Source organism: Streptomyces sp. NPDC059166, assembly GCF_042755185.1.
In the GTDB taxonomy this organism is placed as follows: Bacteria; Actinomycetota; Actinomycetes; order Streptomycetales; family Streptomycetaceae; genus Streptomyces.
In genome coordinates, this window is the sequence record NZ_JBHZCI010000038.1 from 1 (window position 1) to 14,052 (window position 14,052).

Consider the following 14,052-nt stretch of genomic DNA (forward strand, 5'->3'; position numbering starts at 1 on the left):
CCCCAGTAACGATCAATCACAGGGCAACCAGGAGTCCTCAGAAGCCATCAGACCCCCCATAGCGTGCAATGCTGAGCGATCCACCCATAGTTGGGCGGACAGAGTCCTCCCCGGACTCCTTGTCCTATTTTGGCATGAGGAGTAGGGAACGGCGCAAGGGCCCCGTTAGTGCTATCCATCACGCTTGAGGCAAAGGCCCGGTTCGGGACGTAGGTCCCAGGGCCTCGAGACTGCCGTCCGGCCTCAGTTGTCGCACGCGTCACATCCGACGCAGGTTCACAGGCTGTCAGTTCCCCTCAGGACATCTCCGTTCACCTCCGCCGGTCTCCACCGGCACCCGCGGATGTCGGGCACCTCACGGGATGTCTCTTCCCTGCCGTTGGCGCCTCTATGCGGCGGTGCGTTCCACTTCACACCGATTCGGGCTAGTTGGAGGATTGTAGGTCCCGCACCGCCCGCCAGCGGTCCGCGAGCCTTCCGTACGCGGCGCCCGCCGCGTCACCGTCACCCGAGCGCAGAGCCGCGATGCCCTCGGCCACGTCGGCGGCCGACCGGTCCCCGGCCAGCTGCTCCTCCTTCAGCGCGTGGACCAGGCCCCCGTAGTCGAGCTCCACCATGGCGCGCGGGTGGAACTCCTCCAGCCAGCGGCCCACCCCTACGAGGCCCTCGGTCAGGGGCCCTTCGCTCACCGTCTCGCGGAGCGTCCGCAGCGCACGTGCCAGGCGTCGCCGCGCCTGGACCATCGGGGTCCGGTAGCGCAGCAGAGGGCGGCACCCGCCGTCGGTGCCGGCGACGTACTCACGCTCCTCGTCGTCGAAGAGCACGAACCAGCGCACCGGCACATGCCACACGGCCGTCCGGATCCAGGGACGGGCGTCCGGGTTCCGCTCCGCCCAGCGCTCGTGGTCCGCCGCCGCCTGACTCCGCACGACCGGAGGCAGCACCGCGTCCAGCACGGTGGCCGGAAACAGTCCCTCGAGTTCGCCCATGGCCAGCCATCCCCTCATCCGGGTGCGCCAGGGACAGACGCAGATCCCGCCGTCGACGACCGCGATGAACGCGTCCCCGCTCTCTCTCACCGGCACCGGCACCGGCGGCGTGGGGACCAGGTCCGCCAGCGAACGACGCAGTTCGTCCTGGGCCGTGGGGAGATCCGTCCGACTCGCGTAACGGGTCCAGTGGCTCCGCTCCGGTTCGGCGAAGGCGGCGAGCGGCTCGTACACCCGCAGGTAGGACGCGTAAGGGACGAGCACCGAGGACACCACCGACATGCCGTAGATCGTGTCACGCCCATACTCCACAGGGGGGTGATCCCGGGCACGGGGGCCGTCAGGTGCCCCACGAGGACTTACGCTCATGCCCAGCCGGACCGACCGCTGCCGGTCGGACCGGGGCCCTCCCCACCTTCAGGAGGGTCTTGTGCCGCTTCGTACTTGGGAGTCACCACAGTGACCGATGTGACCGGCGTGCCCGCCACGGCAGATGTCCTGCGCACCCTGTTCCACTCCGACCAGGGGGGCCACGAGCAAGTGGTCATCTGCCAGGACCGTGCCAGCGGCCTCAAGGCCGTCATCGCCCTGCACTCCACCGCCCTGGGCCCGGCCCTCGGCGGGACCCGCTTCTACCCGTACGCCTCCGAGGAGGAGGCGGTCGCGGACGCGCTGAACCTGTCGCGCGGGATGTCGTACAAGAACGCCATGGCCGGACTCGACCACGGCGGCGGCAAGGCCGTCGTCATCGGCGACCCCGACCGGATCAAGTCCGAGGAACTCCTCCTGGCCTACGGCCGGTTCGTGGCCTCGCTCGGCGGACGCTACGTGACGGCCTGTGATGTCGGCACGTACGTCGCCGACATGGACGTCGTCGCCCGCGAGTGCCGCTGGACGACGGGCCGCTCGCCGGAGAACGGCGGCGCCGGCGACTCCTCGGTCCTCACCGCCTTCGGCGTCTTCCAGGGCATGCGGGCCTCCGCCCAGCACCTGTGGGGGGACCCCACCCTGCGCGGGCGCAAGGTCGGCGTCGCGGGTGTCGGGAAGGTGGGGCGCCACCTGGTCGAACACCTGCTGAGCGACGGCGCCGAGGTGGTCGTGACCGACGTGCGGGAGGCGTCCGTACGCGCGATCACGGATCTGCACCCCCAGGTCGCCGTGGCGGCGGACACCGACGCGCTGATCCGCACCGAGGGCCTCGACATCTACGCCCCGTGCGCACTCGGCGGGGCACTGAACGACGAGAGCGTCGCCGTGCTCACCGCACGGGTGGTGTGCGGAGCGGCCAACAACCAGCTCGCGCACCCGGGCATCGAGAAGGACCTCGCCGACCGGTCGGTCCTGTACGCACCTGACTACGTGGTGAACGCCGGAGGCGTGATCCAGGTCGCCGGCGAGCTCCACGGCTTCGACTTCGACCGGTGCAAGGCCAAGGCGACGAAGATCTTCGACACCACGCTGTCCATCTTCGCACGTGCGAAGGCGGATGGGATTCCGCCGGCCGCGGCCGCGGACAGGATCGCCGAGCAGCGGATGGCGGACGCGCGCCGTCGCTGACCGTTGACCCGAGCGTCACCACGAGCCCCCGTCGCCGGGCCGAGAGGCCGTCCGGTGACGGGGGTCCGGCGCGGACCGGGGCCGAGGACGGGCCGCGGGGAGACAAGACTCACTCCGGTCGGCGGGTCGGACCTCCGCAAGAGGTTAAAATCGGGGTTGACCAGCGAGGACGGGCTCCTCGACGGTCCTGTGGGAAGGCACGTGATGCGGGCGGCGTACCGTATGGCCGAGGAAGCAGGTACCGTTAAAGCCACGGGCGCGGTCTCTCAGCCGAGAGTCCGTCCTGAAACATGAACGCGTGTCAAGACTCTGGGGCCGTCGAGCCCCGTCACCGAGGGGGTCGAGCCATGGGGCGCGGCCGGGCAAAGGCCAAGCAGACCAAGGTCGCCCGCCAGCTGAAGTACAGCAGCGGCGGGACGGACCTGTCGCGTCTGGCCAATGAGCTGGGCGCATCGCCTTCGAGTCAGCCACCGAACGCGGAGCCGTTCGAGGACGACGACGAGGAAGATGACCCGTACGCACAGTACGCGGATCTGTACAACGACGACGAGGACGCGGACGAGGACGAACAGTCCGGTCCGTCGTCACAGCGCCGCGGCGCTTGACCTCGCACTGACACATCAACCCGGTCCGGGCCTGCCCGGACCGGGTTCTGTGCTGTCCGGGTGCCGGGTGGCATGTGCGGCGGGTGGCGTGCCGCGCCCTGTCCGGCCGTCGGCGTACGCCCTGGTCCGGATGGGCACCGGACCAGGGGTCACCAGGTCCTACCGCGCGTAGTCGCCCGTCAGTTCCGCGCCCGTGGCGTGGTCCCCGCGGTCGGTGATCTCGCCTGCGACCCACGAGTCGACGCCCCGGTCGGCCAGGGTCGTCAGAGCCACGTCCACCGAGTCGGCGGGGACGATCGCGATCATGCCGACGCCCATGTTCAGCGTCTTCTCCAGCTCCAGCCGCTCGACCTTGCCGGCCTTGCCGACCAGGTCGAACACCGCGCCGGGGGTCCAGGTGGAACGGTCGACCGTGGCGTGCAGCCCGTCCGGGATCACCCGGGCCAGGTTGTTGGCCAGACCGCCGCCGGTGACGTGGCTGAAGCCGTGGACCTCGGTCGTGCGGGTCAGCGCGAGACAGTCCAGGGAGTAGATCCTGGTGGGCTCGAGCAGCTCCTCGCCGAGCGTCCGGCCGAACTCCTCGACCTGCCGGTCCAGGCTCCATCCGGCCCGGTCGAAGACCACGTGGCGTACGAGCGAGTACCCGTTGGAGTGAAGACCGGAGGACGCCATCGCGATCACGGCGTCACCCTTGCGGATGCGGTCCGGGCCCAGCAGGCGGTCGGCCTCGACCACGCCCGTGCCGGCTCCCGCGACGTCGAAGTCGTCGGGGCCGAGCAGCCCGGGGTGCTCCGCCGTCTCGCCGCCCACCAGCGCGCAGCCGGCCAGCACACAGCCCTCGGCGATGCCCTTCACGATGGACGCGACCCGCTCGGGGTGGACCTTGCCGACGCAGATGTAGTCGGTCATGAAGAGCGGCTCCGCGCCGCACACCACGAGGTCGTCGACGACCATCCCGACCAGGTCGTGGCCGATGGTGTCGTACACGCCCATCTGGCGGGCCAGATCGACCTTCGTGCCGACACCGTCGGTGGCCGAGGCGAGCAGCGGACGCTCGTAGCGCTTGAGCGCCGAGGCGTCGAAGAGCCCGGCGAACCCGCCGAGACCGCCGAGACCGGCGACCTCGGGGCGCTGGGTCTTCCTCACCCACTCCTTCATCAGCTCGACGGCGCGGTCACCGGCTTCGATGTCGACGCCCGCCGCAGCGTAGGAAGCACCTGTTGTCTCAGACATGGCCCGGGATCTTTCGTGTGGGAATACGGGGCTGGAGGGGAAGCGGCCGGCCGGTCCGGGTCACGGACGGCGCAGCGCGTCGGCCGCCGCGGTCGCGGCGGGTCCGGCCGCCAGCTCGGTCTCCAGCAGCTGCTTGCCGAGCAGCTCGGGGTCCGGGAGCTCCATCGGGTATTCGCCGTCGAAGCAGGCGCGGCACAGGTTCGGCTTGTCGATCGTCGTCGCCTCGATCATCGAGTCGATCGAGATGTAGGCGAGCGAGTCGGCGCCCATGGAGGTGCCGATCTCGTCCACGGACATGCCGTTGGCGATCAGCTCGGCCCGTGTCGCGAAGTCGATCCCGAAGAAGCAGGGCCACTTCACCGGAGGGGAGGAGATCCGGATGTGGATCTCGGCGGCACCCGCCTCGCGGAGCATCCGGACCAGGGCCCGCTGGGTGTTGCCGCGGACGATCGAGTCGTCGACGACCACCAGGCGCTTGCCCTTGATGACTTCCTTGAGGGGATTCAGTTTGAGCCTGATGCCCAACTGGCGGATGGTCTGTGAGGGCTGGATGAAGGTCCGGCCGACGTAGGCGTTCTTGACCAGTCCGGACCCGAACGGAATTCCGCTCGCCTCGGCGTAGCCGATGGCCGCGGGGGTGCCCGATTCCGGCGTCGCTATGACGAGGTCGGCCTCGACGGGGGCCTCGGCCGCCAGCTTCCGGCCCATCTCCACACGGGACAGGTAGACGTTCCGCCCGGCGATGTCGGTGTCGGGGCGGGCCAGGTACACGTACTCGAAGACACAGCCCTTGGGCTTCGCTTCCGCGAAGCGCGAGGTGCGCAGACCGTTCTCGTCGATGGCGACGAGCTCGCCCGGCTCGATCTCGCGGACGTAGCTCGCGCCGCAGATGTCGAGGGCGGCGGACTCGGAGGCCACCACCCAGCCGCGCTCCAGCCGGCCGAGGACGAGCGGGCGGATGCCCTGCGGGTCACGGGCGGCGTAGAGGGTGTGCTCGTCCATGAAGACGAGGGAGAAGGCGCCCTTGACCTCGGGGAGCACCTTTGCGGCGGCCTCCTCGATGGTGAGCGGCTTGTCGTCCTCGTCTCTCTGCCCGGCGAGCAGCGCGGTCACGAGATCGGTGTCGTTGGTCGCCGCGACCTGGGTGGCGCGGCCGTCCTTCCGGGGAAGGTCGGCGACCATCTCGGCGAGCTGGGCGGTGTTCACCAGGTTGCCGTTGTGACCCAGGGCGATCGAGCCGTGCGCGGTGGCACGGAACGTCGGCTGCGCGTTCTCCCACACCGAGGCACCGGTGGTGGAGTAGCGGGCATGACCGACCGCGATATGGCCCTGGAGCGATCCCAGAGACGTTTCGTCGAAGACCTGCGAGACCAGTCCCATGTCCTTGAAGACCAGGATCTGCGACCCGTTGCTCACTGCGATGCCCGCGGACTCCTGTCCACGGTGCTGCAGGGCATACAGTCCGAAATAGGTGAGCTTGGCGACCTCTTCGCCCGGAGCCCAGACACCGAAGACGCCGCAAGCGTCCTGGGGGCCCTTCTCTCCGGGGAGCAGGTCGTGGTTGAGTCGTCCATCACCACGAGGCACGGCACCGAGTGTAGGCGAGATCGACCACCGGTCCGAATTGGGTGAGCGCCCCCGACCGGCCTCGACCACGGTGACGGAACCTGCTCCGCCCCCGCTCCGGCCGGCGTCATGTGATCACTGCGGGTGATCATGCCTCGGGCGGGCCGCCTCCCCGGACGGGGCGCATGGCCGCCGTGGCCCGGGATGGGCGCCGGTTACCGGCGGGTCGGATGCGACGGGACATCCGGCCCGCGGACATCGCTCCGCACGCTCAGGCCGCGGCTCCGGGGGTCGCGCCGGGGCGGGGCGAGGGACCCCTTTTCGTGGCGAGCCTCACACTGCGAGCGGCCTGCCGCGCATCCCGGCGCTTTCGGATCGCGCCGCGGGGTCCGTCGAACGAAGCGGTCGGCGTGGGATGTTCCACGCGAATCGGCACTCGGGGCGGCACCTGGCCGGCGAGGCCCCGCCGGACGCCCACAGCCCCTCCGGCCGGCACCTCCCCCGCCGTGTGCGGATGTCCGCTGGGCGAGACCGCCATTGACATGCCCTCACCCCCTTGGCAGTCTCCATGCCCATGCAGCCCCTCGGTGACCGGTCGGTCACGCTCGTGGAGCGCCGCCACGTCGATCTGGCACGTGTCGCGAGCGCCATCTGTCGCTGCGTCTGATCCGCCCGCACTCCGCTGAGCCCTCCGCCGTTCCTCCGGTGACTCCTGCTCGGCTGCGGCCACTTCCGCTCTTTCCCTCTTTTCTCCTTTTCCCGTCGTAACGGACACGCCCGCCCGCGCGGCCTTTCGGCGGTTCCGCCACTTACGCGCCCTCGCGCCTCTGCCGAGGCCTGCCCTGGAGACCTCATGACCACTCGCGAATCGAACAATTCTTCGATTACACCGCCCCGTGCCTCCCTGAGCCGACGTGCTTTCGCGGCGACGGTGGGCGCGACCGCCGCGACCGCCGCCGTGGGCATCCGTGACGCGAGCCCCGCCTCCGCCGCCGTACCCGGCGAGCGCCCCTTCCGTGCCGCACGCGGCAGACACGCACGCCGGCCCAACATCCTCTTCATCCTCGGCGACGACCTCGGCTGGGCCGATCTCTCCTCGTACGGGGCTCCGCACATCCGCACCCCGCACCTGGACGAACTGGCGCGCCAGGGCGTGCGGTTCACCGACGCGTACTCCGGTTCCGCCACCTGCTCCCCCACCCGCTTCAGCCTCTACACCGGTCGCTACCCGGGGCGGACCAAGGGCGGACTGGCGGAGCCCATCGCGGACAGGTCGGCGGGGCTCGAACCCACCCACCCCACGCTCGCGTCCCTGCTGCGCGGCGCCGGCTACGCGACCGCGCTCATCGGCAAGTGGCACTGCGGCTACCTGCCGGACCACAGCCCCACCAAGTCGGGCTGGGACGAGTTCTTCGGCAACTTCGGCGGGGCGCTGGAGTACTACTCCAAGCTCGGCCTGGGCGGCGAGTACGACCTGTACGAGGGCGACGCCGAGTACAAGGACCTGCGCTACTACACACGGATCCTGACGGAGCGTGCGAGCGAGTACGTGCAGCGCGATCACGACAAGCCCTGGCTGCTCAACCTGAACTTCACCACCCCGCACTGGCCGTGGATCGCCGACGGGGACACCGAGGCGAGCGCCGAGATCGTCCGCCGGATCAAGGCCGGGGACCCGTCCGCGCTGTGGCACGCCGACGGAGGGTCGGTCGAGAAGTACAAGGAGATGGTCGAGGACCTGGACCGCTCGGTGGGGCAGGTGCTGAAGGCGCTGAAGCGCTCGGGGCAGGAGGAGGACACCCTGGTCTTCTTCGCCAGCGACAACGGGGGCGAGCGGTTCTCCTACAACTGGCCGCTCTCCGGGAACAAGAGCTCGCTCCAGGAGGGCGGGATCCGTGTCCCCTCGGTGCTGCGGTGGCCGGCCCGCGTCGACGGCCACCAGGTCAGCGACCTCCCCGTCTACTCGCCCGACTGGACGGCGACCCTGCTGGAGCTCGGCGGCGCCCGGCCCGATCCCGCGTACCCGCTCGACGGCGTCAGCCTCGCCGGGTACCTGCTGCGGGGCGAGGCGCCGAAGGAGCGCGACCTGTTCTGGCGGGTGCGCGAGGAGCGGGCGCTGCGGCGCGGGGACTGGAAGTACTACCGGGGCAAGGGCGGGAAGGACCAGCTCTTCAACCTGGCCGACGACCGGCGCGAGCAGGCGGACCGGGCGGCAGCCGAGCCCGGGAGGCTGGCCGCGCTGCGGGCCTCGTGGGAGCGGACGGACTCCGGTCTGCTCCCCTATCCGACGGCATCCTGAGCACGTCCGTCCCACGGGGCCGCCCGGCCGCGTGGGACGGGCTCAGCTTCCGGCCGGGGCGGAGGCGCGCAGCCCCTTGCCGTCCTTCGCCTCGATGGACAGGGAGCTCTGCTCGACCGCGTAGCGCGTCGTGCCCTTGAGCACTCCGAGCAGCGCCCGCTCCACCTCCGTCTCGGGTCCCGGGCACATCTTCCTGGTGGAGACGAGCGGACCGAAGGTGATGGCGGAGCCGGAGACCTCGGCGGTGCCGTGGAAGGAGTTGCAGCCGAGGCTGCCCTCCACCGAGCCGTCCTCACCGAAGGTGAGACGCGCCTTCCGCTCCGCGCCCGCGGGTGCGGGCGTCCGTTTCCCGTCGACGGTCAGGGCCGACACCGTCCACCTGACATCGGTCAGGGCCGGCTCGGTCCGTACGGTGCCGCTGCCGCCCTCGGCGTCGTCCCCGGATCCCGGTCCGGAACCCGTCTCCGTACCGCAGGCGGCAAGGGTGAGGAGGGTCAGGGCGCTGACTGCCACACGTCGTGTACGCATGCGGATGGGACGGACCGGGTGGCCGATCCGGTTCCCCTCAGCCCATGAGCGGGAGCGACGCGGCGAGATCGGCCCGCCGGCCACTCGCGCTGACCTGTGCCGACCCGAGCGCCTCGGCCCACAGGGTCCGCCCCGTCGCCAGCCGGATCCAGGTGAGCGGATCGGTCTCCACGACATTGGGCGGGGTGCCCCGGGTGTGCTTGGGGCCGCCGATGCACTGGACCACGGCGAAGGGCGGGATCCGCACCTCGACGGATCCGCCGGGCGCCCTGTCCGCGAGCGCGTCGGCGAGCAGCCGGGTGCAGGCTGCCAGCGCCTGGCGGTCGCACGGGATGCCGAGGCCCGTGGCCCGGTTCAGGTCGTCGGTGTGGACGACGAGTTCGACGGTTCGGGTCACCAGGAAGTCGCCCAGCCGCATCGTGCCCCCACGGGTCGCCACCAGCCGGTCGGTGGCACCGCCGTCGGCGGGCACCAGCTCCGTGAACCGGGCGGCCGTCTCCTCGTAGAGCGCCACGAGGTCCGGGTGGGCCGCGGCCAGCTCCCGGGTGTGGCCGGCGATCCCCTCGGCGTTCCCCGCGGTGGAGAACGGCCACTCCAGCAGGGCGATCTCCGGTTTGGGCCCACCGGCCGGTTCCGGCAGCTCCATGGCTCGGCTGACCCGCTCCAGCGCCATCGTCAGATGCGCCACGAGCTCCCGCACGCTCCACTCCCCCAGCCCGGGCAGTGCGAGCTGCTCGGGCGTCAGCGTGCGGACCGCGTCCCGCACGTGGGCGAACTGGGCCAGGACCGCGGTCCTGGTCCGGGTGACGTCGTAAGCGCGGGGACGCTTCTTGGCCGGTGGCATGGGACCGAGACTAACCGGCCCGTCCGACAGCCCCCTCCGCCGTGAACGCCTCGCCGCCGGCCGTCAGGGGACGCCGGGCACGGTGCGACGCCGAGGCCCTCGTCCGGTCGTCCGGACGAGGGCCTCGGTACAGGCGGGAAAGCCTGGCGGAACTCAGGCGAAGAGGCCCTTGAGGGTCCCCTCGTGCGCCGTGCGCAGCTCGCTCAGCGGGATGCTGAACTCACCCTGGATCTCGATCTCGTCGCCGTCCACGACCCCGATCCGGGCGACGGGCAGACCCCGCGCACCGCACATGTCGTTGAAGCGGAGCTCCTCGCTGCGCGGGATCGACACGACCGCGCGGCCCGCCGACTCCGAGAACAGGAAGGTGAAGGCGTCCAGCCCGTCCGGGACGACCAGCCGGGCGCCGTTCCCGCCGCGCAGGCAGGACTCGGTGACCGCCTGGATCAGGCCGCCGTCGGAGAGGTCGTGCGCCGCGTCGATCATGCCGTCGCGGGAGGCCGAGATGAGGATCTCGGCGAGCAGCTTCTCGCGGCCCAGGTCCACCTTGGGCGGCATGCCGCCGAGGTGGTCGTGGACGACCTGGGACCAGGCCGATCCGCCGAACTCCTCGCGGGTGTCGCCCAGGAGGTACAGCAGCTGCCCCTCCTCGGCGAACGCGACCGGCGTACGCCGGGTCACGTCGTCGATCACACCGAGGACGGCCACGACGGGCGTCGGGTGGATCGCCGTCTCACCGGTCTGGTTGTACAGCGAGACGTTGCCGCCGGTGACCGGGGTGCCCAGCTCCAGGCAGCCGTCCGCGAGACCACGGGTGGCCTCGGCGAACTGCCACATGACGTCCGGGTCCTCGGGCGAACCGAAGTTGAGGCAGTCCGAGATGGCGAGCGGCTTGGCGCCGGACGCCGCGACGTTGCGGTAGGACTCGGCCAGCGCGAGCTGGGCGCCCGTGTACGGGTCGAGCTTGGCGTAGCGGCCGTTGCCGTCGGTCGCCATGGCCACGCCCAGGTTCGACTGCTCGTCGATCCGGACCATGCCTGCGTCCTCGGGCATCGCCAGCACGGTGTTGCCCTGGACGAAGCGGTCGTACTGGTCGGTGATCCAGGACTTCGACGCCTGGTTCGGGGAGCCGACCAGCTTGAGGACCTGCTCGCGCAGCTCCGCGCCGTTCGCCGGACGGGCCAGCTTGCCGGCGTCGTCGGCCTGCAGCGCGTCCTGCCAGGACGGGCGGGCGAACGGCCGGTGGTAGGTGGGGCCTTCGTGGGCCACGGACCGCGGCGGCACGTCCACGATCTGCTCGCCGTGCCAGAAGATCTCCAGCTGCGATCCCCCGGTCACCTCACCGATCACGGTGGCGATGACGTCCCACTTCTCGCAGATCTCCAGGAAGCGGTCCACGTGCTGCGGCTCGACGATCGCGCACATGCGCTCCTGCGACTCGCTCATGAGGATCTCCTCGGGCGAGAGGGAGGAGTCGCGCAGCGGCACGGTGTCCAGCTCGACGCGCATGCCGCCGGAGCCCGCGGAGGCCAGCTCGCTCGTGGCGCAGGAGAGCCCGGCGCCGCCGAGGTCCTGGATGCCCGCGACGAGCTTCTCCTTGAAGATCTCCAGGGTGCACTCGATGAGCAGCTTCTCCTGGAACGGGTCGCCGACCTGGACGGCCGGGCGCTTGGCGGGCCCGGTCGACTCGAAGGTCTCCGAGGCGAGCACCGAGACGCCGCCGATGCCGTCGCCGCCGGTGCGGGCGCCGTAGAGGATCACCTTGTTGCCGGGGCCGGAGGCCTTGGCGAGGTGGATGTCCTCGTGCTTCATCACGCCGATGCAGCCGGCGTTGACGAGGGGGTTGCCCTGGTAGCAGGGGTCGAAGACGACCTCGCCGCCGATGTTGGGCAGGCCGAGGCAGTTGCCGTACCCGCCGATGCCCGCGACGACGCCGGGCAGGACGCGCCGGGTGTCGGGGTGGTCGGCCGCACCGAAGCGCAGCGGGTCGACGACCGCGACCGGCCGGGCGCCCATCGCGAGGATGTCGCGGACGATGCCGCCGACACCGGTCGCGGCGCCCTGGTAGGGCTCGATGTACGAGGGGTGGTTGTGCGACTCGACCTTGAAGGTGACCGCGTAGCCCTGGCCGACGTCGACCACACCGGCGTTCTCGCCGATGCCGACGAGCATCGCGTCGTTGGCGGGGACCTTCTCGCCGAACTGCTTGAGGTGGACCTTGCTGCTCTTGTAGGAGCAGTGCTCGGACCACATCACGGAGTACATGGCGAGCTCGGCGCCGGTGGGACGGCGGCCCAGGATCTCGCGGATCCGGGCGTACTCGTCCTCCTTGAGGCCGAGTTCCTTCCAGGGCTGTCCGGCGTCCGGGGTTTCGGCCGCGTGCTTGACCGTGTCCAGGCTCATGCGTTGACCAGCTTCTTGATGATCGAGGTGAAGAAACCGAGGCCGTCGGTGCGACCGGTGCCGATCAGCGGCTCGACGGCGTGCTCCGGGTGCGGCATCAGGCCGACGACGTTGCCCGCCGCGTTGGTGATGCCCGCGATGTCACGGAGCGAGCCGTTGGGGTTGCCGTCCAGGTAGCGGAAGGCGACGCGCCCCTCGGCCTCCAGCTCGTCGAGCGTGCGCTCGTCGGCGGTGTAGCGGCCGTCCATGTTCTTCAGCGGTACGGAGATCTCCTGGCCGGCGGTGTAGTCCGAGGTCCAGGCGGTCTCCGCGTTCTCCACCCGCAGCTTCTGGTCGCGGCAGATGAAGTGGAGGTGGTTGTTGCGCAGCATCGCGCCGGGCAGCAGGTGCGCCTCGGTCAGGACCTGGAAGCCGTTGCAGATGCCGAGGACCGGCATACCGGCCTTCGCCTGCTCGATGACGGTCTCCATGACCGGCGAGAAACGCGAGATGGCACCGGCACGCAGATAGTCGCCGTAGCTGAATCCGCCCGCCAGGATGACCGCGTCGACCTGGTGGAGGTCCTTGTCGCGGTGCCAGAGCGACACGGGCTCGGCGCCCGCGATCCGCACGGCCCGCAGGCCGTCCTGGTCGTCGAGGGTGCCGGGAAAAGTGACGACTCCGATACGGGTGGTCACTTCTCCTCCTCCACCTTGACGGTGAAGTCCTCGATGACGGTGTTGGCCAGGAAGGTCTCGGCCATCTCGTTGATGCGGGCGAGGGCGGCGTCGTCGACCGGCCCCTCGACCTCGAGCTCGAAACGCTTTCCCTGGCGGACGTCCGCGATCCCGTCGAAGCCGAGACGAGGCAGCGCGCGCTGCACAGCCTGTCCCTGCGGGTCGAGGATCTCCGGCTTGAGCATGACGTCGACTACGACGCGTGCCACTGGCACTCCCGGTGGTGTGGTGCGGCTGTGTCTCCGATGGGGTTCCCCAGACCCCCATGGGTCCACTCAGCGTACCTGGCCGGAAATTCTACGCGGGTAGATATCCACTTACGCAGATCACGGACAGATATCGGCCGATGACAACCCCCGCCGGAAAGTGCGGGAAAGAATCTTCGGCCGGATTGAGCGAGCGGGACGGCGAGGCAACACGCGGATGCAATTGGACGGACTTCACAATGCGGCGCCTTCCGCTGTACAAATGAATACCGGGGAAAGCACGATTGCCCCGGAACGGTCGACACCGGTCGATCCCCGTCCGCCCCGCCTCCGCAAGGCCGGCATCAGCGCACGTCAGGTGCGAAGACGCCGTAGGAAAGGACCGATATCCGTGGCTCAGCGCATCGTGGTCACGCTCTCCGACGACATCGACGGAGGAGAAGCGGCGGAAACGGTTTCCTTCGCCCTGGACGGGAAGTCGTACGAGATCGACCTCAATCCCGCCAATGCGGAGAAACTGCGTAAGGCACTGGCCCCCTACGTCAGCGCCGGCCGAAAGCAGGTGAATACCGGCAAGCGCGGCAAGGCCCCTGCGTCGTATCACCACACCTCGCTCGCCCCCGACCCCGCGGCCGTGCGCGCGTGGGCGCGGTCGCACCGGATGGAGGTGCCGGCCCGCGGCCGCATCCCCAAGAAGGTCTACGAGGCGTTCGCGGCGTCCAGTTGAGACCACTGTCCGGAATGTTCCATTCCGATCCCGCCCCCGGCGACACCCCGAGGAGCCGACTTGCACAACACCCCTGCAGGTCGGCTAGAGTCTGGAGCACGCCGAAGGGCAAGGCCGAAAAGCCGAACCCCAAGCAGCGTGCGGGTGTAGTTCAGTAGTAGAACATCCCCCTTCCAGGGGGAAGGCGCAGTGTGCAATTCCTGTCACCCGCTCTGCATCGCCTTACCGGCCCCCTTCGGGGATCAGGTAGAGTGGTGAGCGCTCCACCGGTGAAAGCCGAGTGGCAGCAATGCGGACGTAGCTCAGTTGGTAGAGCGCAACCTTGCCAAGGTTGAGGTCGCCAGTTCGAACCTGGTCGTCCGCTCGTGATTCGAAGGCC

General features: G+C 70.1%; 13 protein-coding genes and 2 tRNA genes. 7 read left to right on the plus strand and 8 right to left on the minus strand.

From position 1 onward, the window contains the following. Window positions 1–425: 425 nt before the first annotated feature. The gene (locus ACFXOA_RS25195; protein WP_385032829.1) at window positions 426–1,271 is read right to left on the minus strand and encodes a hypothetical protein; all 846 of its coding nucleotides are present in this window, start codon (window positions 1,269–1,271) and stop codon (window positions 426–428) included. Window positions 1,272–1,448: 177 nt separating this feature from the next. Between ACFXOA_RS25195 and ACFXOA_RS25200 the strand changes: the two genes are divergently transcribed. Then, window positions 1,449–2,546 carry a Leu/Phe/Val dehydrogenase gene (locus ACFXOA_RS25200; RefSeq protein ID WP_385032832.1) on the plus strand — a complete coding sequence of 366 codons (1,098 nt, stop codon included), beginning with the start codon at window positions 1,449–1,451 and terminating at the stop codon, window positions 2,544–2,546. Between the two features lie 347 nt (window positions 2,547–2,893). Next, window positions 2,894–3,151 carry a DUF3073 domain-containing protein gene (locus ACFXOA_RS25205; RefSeq protein ID WP_073750911.1) on the plus strand — a complete coding sequence of 86 codons (258 nt, stop codon included), beginning with the start codon at window positions 2,894–2,896 and terminating at the stop codon, window positions 3,149–3,151. Between the two features lie 159 nt (window positions 3,152–3,310). Here the strand turns inward: ACFXOA_RS25205 and purM are convergent, their stop codons facing one another. Both purM and purF read right to left on the minus strand, forming a co-directional pair. Further along, window positions 3,311–4,384, minus strand: a complete 1,074-nt coding sequence (gene purM, locus ACFXOA_RS25210) for a phosphoribosylformylglycinamidine cyclo-ligase (protein WP_385032835.1) — start codon at window positions 4,382–4,384, stop codon at window positions 3,311–3,313. Between the two features lie 60 nt (window positions 4,385–4,444). Further along, window positions 4,445–5,971: an amidophosphoribosyltransferase gene (purF, locus tag ACFXOA_RS25215; protein ID WP_385032838.1), complete on the minus strand. Its 1,527-nt coding sequence runs from the start codon at window positions 5,969–5,971 to the stop codon at window positions 4,445–4,447. A 553-nt stretch (window positions 5,972–6,524) separates the two neighbouring features. On the opposite strand from purF, the gene ACFXOA_RS25220 reads away from it, so the two are divergent. Further along, window positions 6,525–6,617 carry a putative leader peptide gene (locus tag ACFXOA_RS25220; RefSeq protein ID WP_385032981.1) on the plus strand — a complete coding sequence of 31 codons (93 nt, stop codon included), beginning with the start codon at window positions 6,525–6,527 and terminating at the stop codon, window positions 6,615–6,617. A gap of 186 nt (window positions 6,618–6,803) precedes the next feature. Beyond that, complete coding sequence (locus ACFXOA_RS25225; RefSeq protein ID WP_385032841.1) at window positions 6,804–8,249, plus strand: sulfatase-like hydrolase/transferase; 1,446 nt, start codon at window positions 6,804–6,806, stop codon at window positions 8,247–8,249. 42 nt (window positions 8,250–8,291) lie between these two features. Here ACFXOA_RS25225 and ACFXOA_RS25230 read toward each other — a convergent pair whose 3' ends face one another. From ACFXOA_RS25230 to purS, 5 genes are all read right to left on the minus strand, one after another. Then, window positions 8,292–8,777 carry an META domain-containing protein gene (locus ACFXOA_RS25230; RefSeq protein WP_385032844.1) on the minus strand — a complete coding sequence of 162 codons (486 nt, stop codon included), beginning with the start codon at window positions 8,775–8,777 and terminating at the stop codon, window positions 8,292–8,294. A 37-nt stretch (window positions 8,778–8,814) separates the two neighbouring features. Continuing rightward, a complete protein-coding gene (locus ACFXOA_RS25235) occupies window positions 8,815–9,621 on the minus strand; it encodes a sterol carrier family protein (RefSeq protein ID WP_385032847.1) in 807 nt (268 codons plus the stop codon). Window positions 9,622–9,774: 153 nt separating this feature from the next. Then, entirely contained in the window at window positions 9,775–12,024 is a 2,250-nt protein-coding gene (gene purL / locus ACFXOA_RS25240; protein ID WP_385032850.1) for a phosphoribosylformylglycinamidine synthase subunit PurL, read from the minus strand. After that, entirely contained in the window at window positions 12,021–12,701 is a 681-nt protein-coding gene (gene purQ, locus ACFXOA_RS25245; protein ID WP_385032853.1) for a phosphoribosylformylglycinamidine synthase subunit PurQ, read from the minus strand. The genes purL and purQ overlap by 4 nt, the downstream gene beginning before the upstream one ends. Beyond that, entirely contained in the window at window positions 12,698–12,949 is a 252-nt protein-coding gene (purS, locus tag ACFXOA_RS25250) for a phosphoribosylformylglycinamidine synthase subunit PurS (protein ID WP_033296931.1), read from the minus strand. Before purS ends, purQ begins: the two co-directional genes overlap by 4 nt. Before the next feature lie 388 nt (window positions 12,950–13,337). On the opposite strand from purS, the gene ACFXOA_RS25255 reads away from it, so the two are divergent. From ACFXOA_RS25255 to ACFXOA_RS25265, 3 genes are all read left to right on the plus strand, one after another. Beyond that, entirely contained in the window at window positions 13,338–13,673 is a 336-nt protein-coding gene (locus tag ACFXOA_RS25255; RefSeq protein WP_385032856.1) for an Lsr2 family protein, read from the plus strand. Between the two features lie 140 nt (window positions 13,674–13,813). Next, window positions 13,814–13,885 (plus strand) — tRNA-Gly (locus ACFXOA_RS25260). A gap of 79 nt (window positions 13,886–13,964) precedes the next feature. Then, window positions 13,965–14,037, plus strand: a tRNA-Gly gene (locus ACFXOA_RS25265). The last annotated feature ends 15 nt before the right edge of the window (window positions 14,038–14,052 follow it).